This window comes from Paenibacillus lactis, from assembly GCF_017873605.1.
Taxonomy (GTDB): Bacteria; Bacillota; Bacilli; order Paenibacillales; family Paenibacillaceae; genus Paenibacillus_AQ; species Paenibacillus_AQ lactis.
Map to the genome: position 1 here is coordinate 562,394 of NZ_JAGGKI010000002.1, position 13,803 is coordinate 576,196.

Below are 13,803 nucleotides of genomic sequence, written 5' to 3' on the forward strand. Positions count from 1 at the left end.
TTGTCAAAGTAAAATCTAATCCCCAACGGAATACCACCAACTCCCCTAATTCCGCAGTGACTTGCTTTTGACCAACAACTCCCCTAGTTCCGCAGCGGCTTGCCCTTGGCGAGCATATGCTGCATGCGCTGCTGCGTCTTCACCTCGCCGAGCAGGCTGAGGAACGCCTCGCGTTCCAGATCAAGCAGATGCTCCTCGCTGACGATGGTTCCGGCCGGCACGTCACCGCCGGTCAAAATATGCGCCAGCTTCTTCGCAATCAGCAGATCGTGGTCGCTGATATAACCGCCTCGCCTCATGTCGATGGCGCCCATCTGGAGCACGGCGCGGCCGTCGCGGCCGACGACCCGGGCCTTGCCCGGCTGCGGCGGGACATAGCCTGCGCGATCAAGCTCGAGCACGGCCTGCTTGGCCTCATAGATCCGGTAGTCCTGATTCATGACCACCGTATCCGCCCCGCGGCCGTACATTTGAACCGCTTCGTGACCGCTGGTGGACGTCTTCGCCATGGCCACCATCTCGAACATGCGGTTAATCTCCGGCTGCGGATCGCTGCCCGGATCCGGGTAGCGGCTGCTAGCCATCAGGGCGAGCTCCTTGCAGCCCCCGCCTGCTGGAATCAGGCCGACACCGGTCTCTACCAGGCCGAAGTAGGTCTCGGCCGAGAAAACAATCCGGTCCGCCGGCAGGCACGCCTCCACGCCGCCGCCGAGCGTCATCCGATGCGGCGCCGCGACGACCGGCTTCTCCAGCCGTTTGAGCTTCATCATGCTGCCCTGGAACAGACGGATGATGTCATCCACCTCATCCCAATCACCGCTTTGGGCCTCCATTAGCATGAGCATCAGATTCGCCCCGACACAGAAATTGCGTCCTTCGTTAGCAAGAACCAACCCGCGGTAATTCGCCCGGACTTCCTCCACGCTCTGCTGGATCATGACCAGAATGTCCGCACCGATCGCATTGTTCGGTGACGTGAACTCCAGCAGTGCGACATCGTCCCCGATATCGATCAGATTCGCCCCCGTGTTGGATCGGATGACCCGATTCTGCGCTTTGAGCGCCGATAGCGAGATCCGCTCCGGCTCTGCATCTACGGCTTTGTATTCGCCCTTCAAGTAATGGAACACCTGACCGTCCTTCTCTTGATAGAAGGATTTATTCCCTGCGGCGATCCAGTCCTTGACCCAGGCCGGCACCGTCAGCCCCTCGGCCTCCATCCGCTGCACCGATTCCGGCAGGCCGATCAGATCCCAGGTTTCAAACGGCCCCAGCTCCCAGTTGAAGCCCCATTTCATGGCATTGTCGATCTCCTGGATGGAATCTGCAATTTCGCCCAGCTTCTCGGCGGAGTACACGAGTACCTGCTTCAGCACATTCCAGGCGAGCTCCGAGTAGCGGTCCTTCGTGCCGAGAAAAGCCTTGATCTTCCGCTTGGCCCCCTTCACCGCCTTAGCCGCCTCAATGGATGCGGAGCTGATTTTAGCGCTCGGGTTATATTCCATCGTGGACAGATTCAGGGACAGAATGGTGCTGCCCTGATCTCCTTTTATTTTCTTATAAAAGCCCTGGCCGCCCTTCTCCCCGATCCATCCGCGGGATACAAGCTCATTCAGCACGTCGGGCACTGTAAATACGTCCTTCTCATGTCCGTCCTGCACGTTGTCGTACACATTCTTCGCCACATGGACGAACGTATCGATCCCGACCAGATCGAGCGTACGAAAGGTGGCGCTTTTCGGCCGTCCCAGCACGGGGCCGGTCGCCGCATCCACTTCCTCGACGGAGTAGCTGTTCCTTACCATTTCCTGCAGCGTGACGAGCAGGCCATAGGTGCCGATGCGGTTCGAAATAAAATTCGGCGTATCCTTCGCCAGCACAACGCCTTTGCCAAGACGCTTCGTGCAGAAATCCACCATGAACTGCGTAATATCGGGATCGGTATCGAAGCCCGGAATGATCTCCAGCAGCTTCATATGGCGAGGGGGGTTGAAAAAATGCGTCCCCAGGAAATGTCTGCGGAATTCCTCGCCGCATTCCTCCGCCATCGCATTGACCGAGATCCCGGATGTATTGGTGCTGACGATCGCTCCATCCTTGCGAACGCCTTCGATCGTCTTCAGAATGCTCTTCTTGATCTCCAGCCGCTCGGTGACGACCTCAATGATCCAGTCGGCCTCCTTCAGCTGGCTCAGGTGATCCTCCATATTCCCAGGCGTAATGCGGCTGGCAAAATCGGCACGGTACAGCGGAGCGGTGCTTGATTTCGGCAGCGCAGCAACAGCCTTGGCCGCCAACCGGTTACGCACCTTCGGATGGTCGAGCGTAAGACCGGCCTTCTCCTCCTCCGGCGTCAGATCCTTTGGAACGATATCGAGCAGCAGGCAAGGGATGCCTGCATTGGCGAGATGGGCGGCAATGCCGGATCCCATCACGCCGGAGCCGATGACAGCGGCTTTGGTAATGTTTCGGCTAGCGACGCCGGAGCCTCTGACGGCTTCCCGGGTAGTGGTTTGATTCATTGCACAACGACCTCCTGTTCATGGATTTCGGATAGACCAAATACGGATAACTCCAAAATTTCCGCGATATCCCGCGTCCTTACGCTGTCCTCCACTTCCTTCAGCTTCGTGCCGTCCTCCAGCATCGTCAGGCAGTACGGGCAGGCCGAGCTGATCATCGTCGGCGAGACCGCCAGCGCCTGCTCGGTTCGCGCCAGATTGACGCGCTTGCCGGCATCCTCTTCCATCCACATCTGGCCGCCGCCGGCTCCGCAGCACATTCCGTTCTCGCGGGTACGCTCCATCTCGAGCAGCTCCACGCCCGGAATCGCGCGAAGCACGTTTCGCGGCTGGTCATAGACGTCGTTATACCGGCCGAGGTAGCAGGAATCGTGGTAAGTGATTTTTTCCCGGATCGGATGCTTCGGCGTAAGCCGGCCTTCCTTTACCAGCTGATCCAGCAGCTCCGTGTGATGGAGGACTTCAGCCGTGAGCCCGAACTCCGGATATTCGTTTTTGAAAATATTGAAGGTATGCGGACAAGCTGTGACGATTCGCTTCACATCGTACTTCTGGAATGTCTCGATGTTCTCCATGCACAGCTGCTGGAACAAAAATTCATTGCCCATCCGGCGCGGGGTATCGCCCGAGTTCTTCTCCTCATTGCCGAGAATGGCGAAGTTCACGCCCGCTTCATTCATGAGCCGGACGAAGGCGCGGGTGATTTTGCGGCTCCGGTTGTCATAGGACCCCATGGAACCGACGAAGAACAGGATGTCGAAATCCGGATTTTCCTTCACGGTCGGAATTTTTAAATCCAGCGTTCCTTCCGGATCAATCTCCTGCACCCATTTGCTGCGGTCAGCACGGCTGATGCCCCATGGATTGCCCTGGCGCTCGATGTTTTGCATGGCACGCTGCCCCTCCTGCGGCACACTGCCTTCCATCAGGACCAGATGCCGCCTTAGGTCAACGATTTTGTCAACGTGCTCGTTAGCGACCGGGCATTGATCCTCGCAATTCCGGCAGGTGGTGCATGCCCATATCTCTTCTTCCGTCATGACCCCGCCGATCAGCTGGACATCCTTCGGATCCACGCCCTCAACCTGATGCCAGGAGCGCTTCTGGACCTCCATCGTCGGCCCGATATCGGTAATGCCCTCGCCCTTCCAGCCGACCAGCGCCAGATCGGTGGCGGCCATCGTATGCACGCCGGCGGATCCAAACACCGAAGCCGGCATCCACGGCGACTTGGAGGTAAGGGCCGCCCCTTTCTCCGTCAGGTGGTCGCGCAGCTTCACGATCATGTGCATCGGCGACAGCAGCTTGCCGGTATTCGAGGCCGGACACACATTCGTGCACCGTCCGCACTCGACGCAGGCGTAGAAATCGAGCATTTGCTTCTGGGTAAAGTCCTCGATTTTGCCGACGCCAAACGACTCCGCCTCTTCATCCTCGAGATCCAGCTTGCTGAGCTTGCCGGGAGGATCGGTACGGCGGACCAGAATGTTGATCGGTGCCGTAATAAGGTGAAAGTGCTTCGACTGCGGCACGTAGACTAAGAACGACAACAGAATGAGCAGATGAATCCACCAAAATGCGAAATAACAAACCGTGACCGCCGTGGAAGGCATCCAGGCAAACGCGGCGGCAATGCTCGAGGAGATCGGTGCCAATGCCGACCAGGGAAGACCTTCCCGCAGACGCTCGAATGCCATCGTCAGAAGCACGGAAGCCATCAGCGAGGTAATGAAGAAGATCACGATGCTCGGCTTCCACCCGCGCTTCAGCCGCTTCAGCTTCTCGCCGTACCGCCGGTATGCCGCATAGCCGATCGCGAGCAGAATAAGGGCCACTGTAATCTCCTGCATCAGGATGAAGCCCGCATACCCCGGAATCGGGAGCCCGTGCCCTGACAGGCCCTTCCATATAATGTCGATCGCGCCAAACTGCAAGATGATGAATCCATAAAAAACGATAAAGTGCATGATCCCGCTCTTGCGGTCCTTGAACAGCTTGCTCTGGCCGAACACTTGAATCGCAAATTGGCTCAAGCGCTCCTTCAGATCCTTTTTCAAATTCGCCGGCCTTCCCAAACGGATGTACAGGTATCGGCGATACACCACGCTCGCGAACATATATACCGCCCAGCCTGTGATTCCAACAAAGAGCACGGCGTTGATCAGATCAAGAATCATCCCTCTCAGCTCCTTGCGTTATTTTTCTTTCCCCTGCTTGCCGCTCAGGCGATGTGGTTGGACTCTAAACCCGCCTCCTAAGCCGGAAGACTGCCAACAACGAGGTTGGTGTTGATCCAACTGCACTCTGCACCGTGAAACCAGGCTGCCGTCACCCCTTCCGCTAATCCGCCCGTCCATGCGTGAATCGGACAACATATGAAGCGCTTACATTCATGGACTAAAAATAGACCTTCATAACCTGTGCCTGCCGACTTCTTCAAACCGAACTTGCTTGCGTTAGCTGCGTATCTAGATCCTTTAAACCGGTAATGGCTTTGCCGATCCTTAAAGCTGCATTTCGCTCTTACGGTTAAACTGCCGTCTGTTGCCCTAGTGATATGAACGTCTATAATTTGTGGTCCGAATACGCCCGCTTCATAAATTTCCCGGCCTCATCAACCGGTCGTTGACAATGACATGAACGTATTTTATGATGGATACAAGAACTGAATGAGTATTCATTCATAATTTTAACTGTATTCTAACATCGGGGTGAGCATATGACAAGTAAAAAAAATGAGAAGTACCATCTGATCCTTCAAGGCGCCCTGAAAGTATTCGCCGAGAACGGCTACCACCGCTCCCAGGTGTCCAAGATCGCCAAGGCAGCCGGCGTAGCCGACGGTACCATCTATCTATACTTCAAGCGAAAGGAGGATATCTTGATCCGTCTGTTCCAGGAGAAGCTCGGCGAGCTCGTCGGAAAATTCCACGAAAGCGTGAAAGGAACGACAGACGCGGTGGAAGCCCTGCGGACCGTATGCAGCATTCATTTTTCCGAGCTGGAGAGCAATCCGGAACTGGCTTATGTCACGCAGATTGAGCTCCGGCAGAGCGATCTCGAGCTTCGCAAGGAAATCGGCAATGCGCTTAAGCCCTATATCGTATTGATCGAGAATATCCTGGAGCAGGGTATCCAAGAGAAGAAGTTCCGCCCCGATCTTAACGTTAAGCTTGTGCGCAGCCTGATATTCGGAGCGATGGACGAAGCGGTAACCTCCTGGCTCATCTCGGGCCGCAAGTATTCCCTGTCCGATCAGGTGGAGGAGACGCTTGGATTTTTTCTGAACGGTGTGTCCAGCGGGCAATAAAACAAGTCCCGCTCATCATATTTTATGAAGGCAACCATTCGAAAGGAGAGCTGAGGCCGATGAAGATTGTAGTATTGCTGAAGCAAACATTTGACACCGAGGAGAAGATTGAGATTGAGAACGGGTCGATTGCCGAGGATGGCGTCAAATTCGTGATTAATCCGTATGACGAATATGCTGTGGAGGAAGCCGTAAAGCTCCGCGACGAGCATGGCGGCAGCGTCACGCTTCTCTCGGTCGGTCCGGACCGCACGTCGGAGGCTTTGCGGACCGCGCTTGCGATGGGTGCGGACGATGCGGTGCTTATCTCGGATGAACGGATTCCGGATGACGAATATGCCGTATCGAAAGTGCTCCATGCGTATTTGGCTAAAGAAACGCCGGATCTGATTCTAGGCGGCAACTTCTCGGTCGACCGGGGTTCGGGCCAAGTCGCGATACGCCTTGCGGGATTGCTCGGCATAGCCCATGCCGGATCGATTACCAAGCTTACGATCAGCGGCAATAAGGCTGAAGTGCACCGGGACGCCGAGGGCGATCTCGAAGTGCTGGAGGTTCAGCTGCCAGCGATTTTCACCGCCCAGCAGGGCTTGAACGAGCCGCGTTACCCGTCGCTGCCGGGCATTATGAAGGCGAAGAAGAAGCCGTTTCAAACGCTGTCGCTGGATGATCTCGGTCTCTCCGAGGACGATATCCGCCCGGCGACGAAGCAAAGCGATCTGTCCTTGCCGCCGGAGCGCAGCGCCGGACGCATTCTGAAGGGTGAGCCTGCCGAGGTGGCGCATGAGCTTGTTACGCTGCTGCGAACCGAATCCAAGGTGATCTAGTTTTTTACGGAATACGGGGAGATTCTTCGCTCCTTACTTTTATACGATTCGTTGAATGCGGTTACACAGGGGCTGATCGAGCACTTCCCCTTTCACTACGTATTCTGATTGTATGGTTCATGGGATGTCCGTCATGCACGCATTTCGATGGCCGGGCCCTAGGTTCGGGTGGGCGAATTACAGCCCTCTGATTAATCTAAGCTTGAACCGCGATTGTTTGATTGGCTCTTAACTTATTGATTTATCATCTCTTCATCCATCTCGATAGGGACCTAAGGAGGTTATGTTATGAGCAAAACGATACTGGTATACGCGGAAACCCGCGACGGGAAGCTGCGTCAGGTCGCCCTGGAAACGCTGGGGGCAGCCCGTCTGATCGCAGGTGACGGGGACAGCATCCGCATTCTCGTGGCTGGCTCGAACATTACGGAGGCCGTATCCGCTCTTAAGCCTTACGGCGGCGAAATCATCTATACCGTTGAGCATGACGACCTAGAGCACTATAATCCCGACGCTTACATGGCGGCGATCGAAGCGGTGCTAGGCGTTGCGAAGCCGGATGCGGTTCTATTCGGACATACGGCGATCGGACGCGATCTCGCTCCGCTGGTGGCGGCTTCCATGGATGCCGGTCAAATCTCCGACGTAACCGCGATTGAGAATAACAGCGGCGAAGCGGTATTCACCCGTCCGCTCTATGCCGGCAAAGCATTCGAGAAGCGGGTGTTCGTAAACGGACCATGGGTGGTGACCGTGCGGCCCAACAACATCCCGGCAGCCGAAGCTGTTGAGGGTGTGGACACGAGCATCGAGGATGTCGCCTTTCCCGCGCCTTCCCTCCGCTCCGTCATCAAGGATGTCGTCCGCAAAACAACGGGAAAAATCGACCTCTCCGAGGCCAAAATCGTCGTCTCCGGCGGGCGCGGCGTAAAGAGCGCGGAGGGCTTCAAGCCGCTCGAGGAGCTGGCCGAGCTGCTCGGCGGCGCTGTCGGCGCTTCCCGGGGCGCATGCGATGCCGGATACTGCGATTATGCGCTCCAGATCGGGCAGACCGGCAAGGTGGTTACGCCGGAGATCTATATCGCTTGCGGCATCAGCGGCGCCATTCAGCACCTGGCGGGCATGAGCCAATCGCGGGTCATTATCGCGATCAACAAGGACCCGGAAGCGCCGATCTTCAAGGTAGCCGATTACGGCATCGTCGGCGACCTGTTCGACATCGTGCCGCTGCTCACCCAGGAATTTCGCAAGGTGCTGGTGTCTTAACCGGCCAAAGCAGTAGCGGCCTGTGCTCATAAAGCCTACCCGGCTTCTCCAGCTCAAAGAAGGTCGAGTTCCCATCCGGCATATCGGATGACAGGACTCGACCTTTCTTTTTTTCATACATTAATGTTCTATGTCAATCCGTCACTGCACTCAGGAGCTGAACCGTTTCAGCAGCTTCTGCTGATGTGCCCGAAATGCCTCCTCCAGCGATATATCATAGAGATCGGCCAGCAATGATATATTGCCAAGAACGTCGCCGATTTCCTCCACCAAATCCTGCTTCAGCCGCTCTCGGGACGATACTTCCTCGTCCGGTCGGTCTCTCCCGATTTCATAAGCGCGTACTGCCCTGGCGGCCTCCCCCGCCTCCTCCATCAGAAAACCGATGCGGATAAAAGGACCGTAGTCCGTCCAGCCCCGCCCTCCGTAAAATTGCTTGATCCATTGCTGCGCTTCATTCATGTTCACTGTCCAAATACCTCCGAGTTCTGGGCTGTACCCTATGTCGTGTCTTGAGCCGCTAAAAAGATACGCCTTGCCCAAAGCCGATTCATTTCATGGTTGAAACCGCGAGTGTTGTCGGCTTATTCATAAATTTTTACATATAAGGGGAATCTTCTAACATGCGGTTTAACATAAGGCGAGTACGATATAAACATGCTCTAACTTAAGGAACACGAAGACATGTTTTTTCGTTCCATGACACCAATCACTATATATAGTATAATTACTCGGAATGATTATCAACATCTGGTTAGGAGTGGCTGAATTGAAATCAATATGCGTATTTGCAGGCTCGAACATGGGTGAGCATCCGGATTATAAGACCCAAGCGGCAGCGCTCGGCGAACTGATTGCCCGAAAACAATACCGGCTGGTATACGGCGGTTCGCGTGTCGGATTGATGGGCGAGGTGGCCAATACGGTGCTTGAGCTTGGCGGCGAGGTCATTGGGGTCATGCCCCGGGGGTTATTTAAGGGCGAAATTGTACATACCGGACTAACTCAGCTGATTGAAGTTGCGGATATGCATGAGCGTAAGGCAACGATGGGGAAATATGCCGATGGCTTTATCGCTTTGCCTGGGGGCTTCGGAACCTTTGAGGAATTGTTCGAGGTGTTGTGCTGGTCTCAAATCGGGATTCACCAGAAGCCGATCGGGCTGCTGAATATCCGGAATTACTACGATCCGCTGATGAGTCTGGTCCAATCCAGCATTTCCGCGGGCTTTGCGAATTCGTCCCATTTGAATCTGATCAATATTTCTGACGATCCGATCAAGCTTCTGGAGCTGATGGAGAGCTATACGCCGCCTACGCTGGATATGAAGTGGAAGGATCTTGATTAAGTCAACGAGAGGCCCGTTGTTACATAAGAGGCTGACTCAAGGTTGCCTTAATTTGACACCATTCACGATCAAGTGTTTACACCCTATCCTTTTGAAGGCTGTTCCCGGTTGCTGTCTTAGATCAGCTAAGCCCATAGAAAGCCAAATAGCGGCCAATAAGACGAGCCCCCAAATAAAAAAATCCCGCGGATTTACTCCGTGGGATTTTCGCTTAGTCGGCTGCCTTGATTGTGTATTTACTAATGGCTTTATCTTTCAGTTTGTTGTAATGCTCCGTATTTTCACCAAGGTATTCAACATCTCCTAATTGTTGTGGAGAAATTGAATTACTCGTGAAGTTCGAAACTTTACCCGGTTTATCAACATTAAATTTGCCCTGGTAAGATCCATTAACAGCATATGTGTTATCACCGGTTTTGCGCAAAAACAGTAAATATTGATTGGAATCGTTCATTTTGACGTATCCTTCCAGGTTGTGGTATACACCATCTTCAATACGCCCATCCTCCATTACGGTGATTGTAGATTGTTTAAAGATGTTACCCTTAAAAACTTTGTCAATCTGAAAAGGCGTTTTATCAAGCTTGTCAATTATCGCTCCAGTATCTGTTTTAACTTGATAGGTGCCTTGTTGCCCTACTGCATGTCCAATTACGATTATTTCCGAGTAGTTCTCTAAAGTGCTAAACTCTTCAAAGAAAGGTATTTTAGCGTGGGTCGTAGCTATTTGATAGGTGCCTTCCTTCAGTTGTTTTGTGCCTGCAACCTGACTGGTATCTCCACCAGTTTGTATCATTCCAAATCCGATCGATGAGACGATTGCCAAAGAGGCAATGATATAAATAGCTTTTTTCACGTGATTCCCCCTTAGTATTTGTAAAAGATATTTACGTAGTCGAGAACGAAATCCACTATTAAATGTTGCGTATTTGTATTAATCCAATTTTTAACAAATATATATCCCCAGGAACTTCCGGCAGCTCCCTCAATCAGAATGTATATTTAGCGTATAACTATCCATTGTGCGGCCATCAACGCCCAATGCTTCAATCGATATATGATCATGCAGCGGTTGATCCCCTACCTTCCATTCCAAAGACCAGCCATCGGAACCATCGGCATCATAACCTATTATTTTACGTTCCTTCCCCGTCTCGGTGCCGGTAGGAGCAATCCAGAACAGAACCGTATTCGTATGCTCCGCTTCCACCTTAAATGTCACGGTTTTCGTGTTTTCCGGAACAATGAACCAGTTGTCCTGTTCCTCCAGGGTTGTAGATACATTTGTAATTTTGGCTTGGGGCAGCTGTCCATGCTGTTCTTCTTGATCTTCAGGTAGAGGATTCTCCGCCTGCTGTGGAGAACACGATCCTAAAACAAAGGTGCAGCAAAGAAGTACAGCAGCAGTCATCCATTTGATCACTTTCAAGAACCATTCACCTCACAGTTATACGAAAATCTTACTCCCACGCTTATAAGATCACCACAAAGAAAGGGAGCCGAATGTTGATCGGCCCCCTAGTTTCTTCATCTTGTTTTTCGAATCTGCAGCATGGAGTTGCCATTGATCATAAATTCATAGGACACCTGTTTCTCAGTCACTTCGAGACCTTCAGCTTCCAGATCTTGAATCAGTCGCTCCAGATACTCATATCGGTTCCCCGACAAATCGGCTAGCGGAAAAATACGTACTTCCTCCGAAGCAACCCGAAGCAGCTCTCGAATCGTGTTTCGGTGAAAGTCATAGTCCAAACGGTCGCTGTACATAAACAGAAAATGAGCGGATAACACCAGATCGAACTGTTCTTCGCAAAATGGCAGCTCCGGCAGCACTGCAGCCACATACCGCTCCGGATGTGCTCTCATATCCGAAACACAGTCCTGGAGGGCTTGATGGCGATGACGGCTGACGCCCGCAACATCCCCGTAAAAGTCCCATACAAAGTTTCGCTTCGTCTGCTCCATGGATTCCATTGCGTGCGCGGTATCCTCCAAGCCCTTCCGCTCCAGATCATCGATCCGATGATCGTAAGCGATGTCGCTTGCGGTGACATCCAATCCGGCCGCTGCGGCATGCGCCGTAAAAGAGCACGCTCCGGCGGGGCAATCTAATATTTTCTTGCCTGCCAGCTCCCCTGCCTGCAGATCAAACATCTGCATGTACTCCTCATAGGTCCGGCCGATAAACACCACCCGGTTCAATTCCAGCTTCGTCTTCCCTTGCCTCTTCTCGTCTCTTCTCATCTCATCTCACCTCAGCTATGATCTTGGTGCGGATTCCGGCCATCCAAGCGCCATCTCCGCAAACCTATATTACCATATGATGGAATGCATGGATAATAGTCATTTTCCGATCCGTGCAGGTGCCCGTGTACTTGCCTCTTCTCTATCATCCCTTCTCCATTCGTTTTCGGCCCTCCCCTGTTTAAGCTATACTCTTTTTATGTACGTATTTAATTTGAAAAAAGCCATATAAGGAGGATCACACGTATGCTGCCTTACCCTGCTCCCACGACAAGAGAGGAAAAAATGAAATTGGTTGCCCAAATCAAGGATCGGCTGCTTCAGCTTCACGGCGATGCCATTCTGGCGATCGGCCTGTACGGCTCGCTTGCCCAAGGGATCGACGGGCCCTACTCCGATATCGAGCTTCGGGTGATTACGAAGGATGGCATCTCTCTTCCCGGGCATGAATTTATCTATCCTCCATTCAAAATCGAAATCGGAATGAAGCAAAAACACGAAGCCATGCGCTCCGCTGCGACCGTTGACGATTCCTGGGCCATTAAGGCAGGCGCATATGCTCATTTGCAAGCAATCTATGATCCGGACCGGCTGCTCGATGAGATTCGCACACGGCCGATGCAAATTTCCGACGAAGCAATTCGGGACGTAATGAGAGAATTTATGATTTGGGAGCCTTACGAAACGATGGGCAAAATCCGCAACAATAAACAGGCAGGCAATTACGGCTACCTGCCCCTCGGTGCCAAGGATCTGGCGTGGCAGAGCGCAAAGCTGATCGGACTCGCCAACAAAACATTCTATACTACCCGAGCCAGAACCTATGAGGAATCGCTTCAAATGCCATCTCGCCCATCGGGCTATGATGAGCTTATCGAATTGGTGACACGGGGACAGCTTCATGATTCGGAGCTTATATATGAGCGCTGCGAGCATTTGTGGACCGGACTAAACGAATGGTATGCGGAGATGGGCATCGAGTATAAGTTGGACAAGCTTCCTTTTTGATAATCGCTCCAAGCATGAATTTCTCACAGGCAGCTATTTGTACACCGTGCGCATTGCTCTCTATGCGTACGGTGCAAAAAAGCATAGGCTAAAAAAACAGCTGCCCCTCAAGTTTTTGTACTTGGGGGGCAGCTTGTTACTTTGGTAAGTTGTTCTTTTAAAGGAATACGATTATAAGCTATGATAGGAAGCAGCATACTCTCTTCCCAGAATCACCGCTCGTTCGATGTACGGCAGCTCAGCGCGACGTACACCACAATGACCATAGAGAGGTAATCAATCATATTGAACAAAGGATTGTCGTCATGTTAGCAGCAATTACGGCACTAGTGCTTTTTATAATCGTGATGGTCGCAGTCAGCTTTTATTTTTATCACGTCGCCATCGCCCGCGCAGATAAGGAATTTCTAGCAGAGAATCCGGACCTGGCAGCCAATGCGGATGTCGAGAACCCTTTTGCGGACAGCAAAGACTGGTGGAGCGCGCAAAGCTTCGAGAATTGGAGTCTTATCGCGGACGATGGCCTGAAGCTTCATGCCTATTATTTGCCGGCAAAAAAGGCCACTAACCAAACGGTTCTCCTTGCGCACGGCTATGCCGGACGCTCCGAGCAAATGAGCAGCTTCGCTCACATGTACTATGAGGATTTAGGCTTTAATGTCCTTCTGCCTGATGCCCGGGGCCATGGCTTGAGCGAAGGTGATTATATCGGCTTCGGATGGCCGGAGCGCAAGGATGTGGTGAAGTGGATTCATATGATCGTTGAACATACGGGAGAAGAAGCGCAGCTCGTCCTGCACGGCGTATCCATGGGCGCCGCAACCGTCATGATGGCCAGCGGCGAGGAGCTGCCTCCCCAGGTGAAGGCCATCGTAGCGGATTGCGGGTATACCTCGGTGGCGGATGAGCTGGCGTATCAGCTGAAGCGCATGTATAAGCTCCCCTCGTTCCCGATCCTTCCATCCACAAGTCTGCTCACTAAGCTGCGCGCAGGCTATTCGTTCAAAGAGGCTTCGGCTTTGGAGCAGGTGAAGAAATCCAAAACCCCCATTCTGTTCATCCACGGCGGCGGCGATTTGTTTGTCCCGACAGAAATGGTCTACAGGCTGTACGAGAACGGGCCTGCGGAAAAACGACTGTTTGTCGTTCCCGGTGCCGGCCATGGCCTGGCTCGTCAGTTCGATCCCGAAGGCTATGACGGGGAAGTGACGGAGTTTATCGGGGCGTATGTCCGTGAGGAGAATAAAAGAGCGGCCATGGTACGCTAAAAATCCTAGT

12 protein-coding genes are annotated in these 13,803 nt (G+C 53.1%); 6 read left to right on the forward strand and 6 right to left on the reverse strand.

Annotated features, from left to right (window positions below):
- Positions 1–83: 83 nt before the first annotated feature.
- Positions 84–2,522, reverse strand: coding sequence for a 3-hydroxyacyl-CoA dehydrogenase/enoyl-CoA hydratase family protein (locus J2Z18_RS05385; RefSeq protein WP_210094325.1), 2,439 nt, complete (start codon positions 2,520–2,522; stop codon positions 84–86).
- Positions 2,519–4,699: a (Fe-S)-binding protein gene (locus tag J2Z18_RS05390; RefSeq protein WP_028404211.1), complete on the reverse strand. Its 2,181-nt coding sequence runs from the start codon at positions 4,697–4,699 to the stop codon at positions 2,519–2,521. The genes J2Z18_RS05385 and J2Z18_RS05390 overlap by 4 nt, the downstream gene beginning before the upstream one ends.
- A 542-nt stretch (positions 4,700–5,241) precedes the next feature.
- Between J2Z18_RS05390 and fadR the strand changes: the two genes are divergently transcribed.
- The 3 genes from fadR to J2Z18_RS05405 all read left to right on the forward strand — a co-directional run bounded on the left by fadR (position 5,242) and on the right by J2Z18_RS05405 (position 7,925).
- Positions 5,242–5,832 carry a fatty acid metabolism transcriptional regulator FadR gene (gene fadR / locus J2Z18_RS05395; protein WP_007132916.1) on the forward strand — a complete coding sequence of 197 codons (591 nt, stop codon included), beginning with the start codon at positions 5,242–5,244 and terminating at the stop codon, positions 5,830–5,832.
- A 59-nt stretch (positions 5,833–5,891) separates the two neighbouring features.
- Positions 5,892–6,659 carry an electron transfer flavoprotein subunit beta/FixA family protein gene (locus J2Z18_RS05400; RefSeq protein WP_007132917.1) on the forward strand — a complete coding sequence of 256 codons (768 nt, stop codon included), beginning with the start codon at positions 5,892–5,894 and terminating at the stop codon, positions 6,657–6,659.
- 288 nt (positions 6,660–6,947) lie between these two features.
- On the forward strand, positions 6,948–7,925 hold the full coding sequence (locus J2Z18_RS05405; protein WP_210094326.1) for an electron transfer flavoprotein subunit alpha/FixB family protein: 978 nt from the start codon (positions 6,948–6,950) through the stop codon (positions 7,923–7,925).
- A 150-nt stretch (positions 7,926–8,075) separates the two neighbouring features.
- Here the strand turns inward: J2Z18_RS05405 and J2Z18_RS05410 are convergent, their stop codons facing one another.
- The gene (locus tag J2Z18_RS05410; protein WP_245255874.1) at positions 8,076–8,387 is read right to left on the reverse strand and encodes a MazG nucleotide pyrophosphohydrolase domain-containing protein; all 312 of its coding nucleotides are present in this window, start codon (positions 8,385–8,387) and stop codon (positions 8,076–8,078) included.
- A 307-nt stretch (positions 8,388–8,694) separates the two neighbouring features.
- Between J2Z18_RS05410 and J2Z18_RS05415 the strand changes: the two genes are divergently transcribed.
- Positions 8,695–9,273, forward strand: a complete 579-nt coding sequence (locus J2Z18_RS05415; protein WP_210094327.1) for an LOG family protein — start codon at positions 8,695–8,697, stop codon at positions 9,271–9,273.
- Between the two features lie 211 nt (positions 9,274–9,484).
- On the opposite strand, the gene J2Z18_RS05420 is transcribed toward J2Z18_RS05415, so the two are convergent.
- The 3 genes from J2Z18_RS05420 to J2Z18_RS05430 form a co-directional block, all read right to left on the reverse strand.
- Entirely contained in the window at positions 9,485–10,129 is a 645-nt protein-coding gene (locus tag J2Z18_RS05420) for a hypothetical protein (RefSeq protein WP_007132921.1), read from the reverse strand.
- Between the two features lie 129 nt (positions 10,130–10,258).
- Complete coding sequence (locus J2Z18_RS05425) at positions 10,259–10,696, reverse strand: hypothetical protein (RefSeq protein WP_276824936.1); 438 nt, start codon at positions 10,694–10,696, stop codon at positions 10,259–10,261.
- Positions 10,697–10,800: 104 nt separating this feature from the next.
- Entirely contained in the window at positions 10,801–11,517 is a 717-nt protein-coding gene (locus J2Z18_RS05430) for a class I SAM-dependent methyltransferase (protein ID WP_210094329.1), read from the reverse strand.
- A gap of 285 nt (positions 11,518–11,802) precedes the next feature.
- On the opposite strand from J2Z18_RS05430, the gene J2Z18_RS05435 reads away from it, so the two are divergent.
- Both J2Z18_RS05435 and J2Z18_RS05440 read left to right on the forward strand, forming a co-directional pair.
- On the forward strand, positions 11,803–12,525 hold the full coding sequence (locus J2Z18_RS05435; protein ID WP_245255850.1) for a kanamycin nucleotidyltransferase C-terminal domain-containing protein: 723 nt from the start codon (positions 11,803–11,805) through the stop codon (positions 12,523–12,525).
- Positions 12,526–12,830: 305 nt separating this feature from the next.
- A complete protein-coding gene (locus tag J2Z18_RS05440; RefSeq protein ID WP_210094331.1) occupies positions 12,831–13,793 on the forward strand; it encodes an alpha/beta hydrolase in 963 nt (320 codons plus the stop codon).
- The last annotated feature ends 10 nt before the right edge of the window (positions 13,794–13,803 follow it).

Bases quoted from the DNA above. Each gene is read 5' to 3' on its own strand.
- J2Z18_RS05385 (WP_210094325.1), bottom strand. From the start codon at position 2,522: ATGAATCAAACCACTACCCGGGAAGCCGTCAGAGGCTCCGGCGTCGCT.
- J2Z18_RS05390 (WP_028404211.1), bottom strand. From the start codon at position 4,699: ATGATTCTTGATCTGATCAACGCCGTGCTCTTTGTTGGAATCACAGGC.
- fadR (WP_007132916.1), top strand. From the start codon at position 5,242: ATGACAAGTAAAAAAAATGAGAAGTACCATCTGATCCTTCAAGGCGCC.
- J2Z18_RS05400 (WP_007132917.1), top strand. From the start codon at position 5,892: ATGAAGATTGTAGTATTGCTGAAGCAAACATTTGACACCGAGGAGAAG.
- J2Z18_RS05405 (WP_210094326.1), top strand. From the start codon at position 6,948: ATGAGCAAAACGATACTGGTATACGCGGAAACCCGCGACGGGAAGCTG.
- J2Z18_RS05410 (WP_245255874.1), bottom strand. From the start codon at position 8,387: ATGAATGAAGCGCAGCAATGGATCAAGCAATTTTACGGAGGGCGGGGC.
- J2Z18_RS05430 (WP_210094329.1), bottom strand. From the start codon at position 11,517: ATGAGAAGAGACGAGAAGAGGCAAGGGAAGACGAAGCTGGAATTGAAC.
- J2Z18_RS05435 (WP_245255850.1), top strand. From the start codon at position 11,803: ATGAAATTGGTTGCCCAAATCAAGGATCGGCTGCTTCAGCTTCACGGC.
- J2Z18_RS05440 (WP_210094331.1), top strand. From the start codon at position 12,831: ATGTTAGCAGCAATTACGGCACTAGTGCTTTTTATAATCGTGATGGTC.